Annotated in this window: 2 protein-coding genes; both read left to right on the top strand. The window is 49.4% G+C overall.

Features of this window, described 5'->3' with window-relative positions; genetic code table 11:
• Nucleotides 1–600: RagB/SusD family nutrient uptake outer membrane protein (locus VN105_RS11590; RefSeq protein WP_325640992.1), on the top strand; the 600-nt coding region annotated here is incomplete at its 5' end.
• A gap of 6 nt (nt 601–606) precedes the next feature.
• Nucleotides 607–2403 (top strand): TlpA disulfide reductase family protein, encoded by a 1797-nt coding sequence (locus tag VN105_RS11585; RefSeq protein ID WP_325640990.1) that lies wholly within the window; start codon nt 607–609, stop codon nt 2401–2403.
• Nucleotides 2404–2493: the final 90 nt, after the last annotated feature.

Genomic DNA, 2493 nt, shown 5'->3' with positions numbered 1-2493 from the left:
AATGTGCTCGGTGGCCGTAATACCTGGGAAGGGTTTACTTCTACACCGGCTATCACCTCTACCGGCGCCTATGGCACCGCTGTATTCAGATTGGATACCATTAACCTGATCAGGAAGTTCGAGGCCAATGACCTCCGGTTCTCACAATGGATAGGTATGGGGAAAACTACCGCCGGTACTTCTGTTTATTTCCCTTATAAATACAAAGTAAGAACTACTACCAGCGGCATCATGGAGTATTCAATGGTAATGCGTCTCGCAGAACAGTATCTCATTCGTGCGGAAGCCCGCATCCAGCAAGGTAAACTGGATGATGGCCGTGGCGACCTGGATGCGATCCGTCACCGTGCAGGACTGGCCAATCTTTCCACATCGCTCACACAACCCGCCCTGCTGCTGGCAGTAGAGCAGGAACGCAAAGTAGAATTGTTCGCAGAATGGGGCCACCGCTGGTTTGATCTGAAACGTACCAAAAGGGCGGACGCCGTGCTCGGCCCCATTAAAGGCGCCAACTGGCAGCCAACGGATACACTGTACCCGATTCCTTCCGACGCCATCAGAACCAATGCTAACCTTACCCAGAATGAAGGGTACAAATAACCGGTAATGAAAAAACTAACCATCCTACTTTTAGTGGCTGCCATGGCAGCCACTAAAATATTTGCACAACAACGGGTTGTGATCAGCCCTCAATTCCCGGAACGCGGGGAAACCGTTACCGTTACTTATGACCCGTCTGCACCGGGAGCGGGCATTCCGGCTACCGCCAATGCAGTAACGCTTGTGTTTTCCTATTCTAATTTTTACAACCTCGCATGGCGGATGAACATGCAACGCACCGGTAACAAATGGACCACTTCCTTTAAGTTAGCCAACTATACCACCTTCGCCACCTTTTACCTGGAAAGCGGCGAAGCGGTAGATAAACCGGCAAAAGACCGGCACTACGAAGTAGGCGTGTATAAAAATAAAGTGCCGGTGCAGGATATGTCGCTTTATAAGGCTTACAGCCTCTCTGCGCAGATGGGTAAGTCGCCTTTGCTGGCAGATAAACAGGCTGCACTTTATAAAGAAGAACTGAAACGCTACCCCGGCAATTATGAAGCTAAACTGCGCCTGCTTACCTATCAAATGAACAAAGCCGCTACTGCGAAAGAGAAGGAACAATTCAGGGAACAGGCACACCAGGTGATTGCAGATAAGTTTAACAGCGCGCCCACCGTGGCGGGTAATATGAACAAGGTAACAATGGGCTACCTGATCATTGGCGAAAACTCCCGGCTGGATTCCATCCGGCGCGTGGTAATGGAACGCTATCCGGAATCTGCACTGGGCCGCGATATCAGGACAGGTGTAATGGCCAGGGGAAAAGATACCGCGCGGCAGATCACTTTCTTTGAAGAAGAACTCAAAAAAGAAACCCCTGAAAACACGGAGTCCTTTACAGAAATACATGATGTACTGTTCGGGTATTATGCCGCAAAAAAAGACAGCGGCAAAGCTTTGTATCATGCCCGCTTTATGACCACGGAAAAGGAGAATCCCTACAAGGTGATCACCTGGCAGCAAATTGCGCAAACACTGCTGGATAACAACCTGGCGCTGGATAGCGCGCGTGGTTATACACAACGCGCACTGGACAGTGTACGCAGTTACCCCGTAGGCGTGATCCGCCATTTCCCCGAAACCGGGTATATTTATCCCTTTGCAGATGACAGCACACGCGAAGCCGTATTCAATAAAGCCAGCCGGCACCTGTTGTCCATGCTGGGCCTGATAGACATGAAACAGGGCCTCCTGGCCGCAGCGGATAAGCATATGGAACAGGCCGTGGATTACTATGCCGGTAAAGAAACGCTGGACAACGCGGAAGCTTACTACACGCAAACCAATAATATGGCGAAGCTGAACCAGCTGCAGGAGTTCCGGAAAAAAATACTGATAGAAAAGGTAAAGAAACAACGGATCAACCGCCCGTCGCCGCCGCTAAATTCTTTTGTGGATATGAAAGGTAAGCCGGTACCGGCAGCATCTCTCAAAGGCAAGATCGTGGTGATCGATTTCTGGGCCACCTGGTGCGTACCCTGCATGCAGGAAATGCCCTATCTTCAAAAACTATACGACCAGTACAAACAAAACCCCGACATCGTGTTTATGATCGCCAACAGCGGCGCCCGTAACACGCTGGCGGATGCGCAGGGCTGGAGCGGGAATAAAAAATATACCTTCCCGGTGTATTACAATACAGACCCCGCCATAGGGGATAAGTTCAAATTTAATATCATCCCGGCTTCCTATCTTATCAACAAAGAAGGTAACATCATTTTCAGCAACATCGGTTTCGAAGGACCGGAAGTGGAAGAGAAGCTGAAACAACAGCTGGAGATCCTGCTGCACGACTAAATACTTAAATGGTTACCATTAAATACTTAAGTAGTCACCATAACCAGCCGGGAAGATTCCCGGAAATTTGTCTTATCAAAAAAATAAAAC

It is taken from the genome of Chitinophaga sp., assembly GCF_035564935.1.
Taxonomy (GTDB): Bacteria; Bacteroidota; Bacteroidia; order Chitinophagales; family Chitinophagaceae; genus Chitinophaga.
This window is presented reverse-complemented; position numbering and strand designations above follow the sequence as displayed.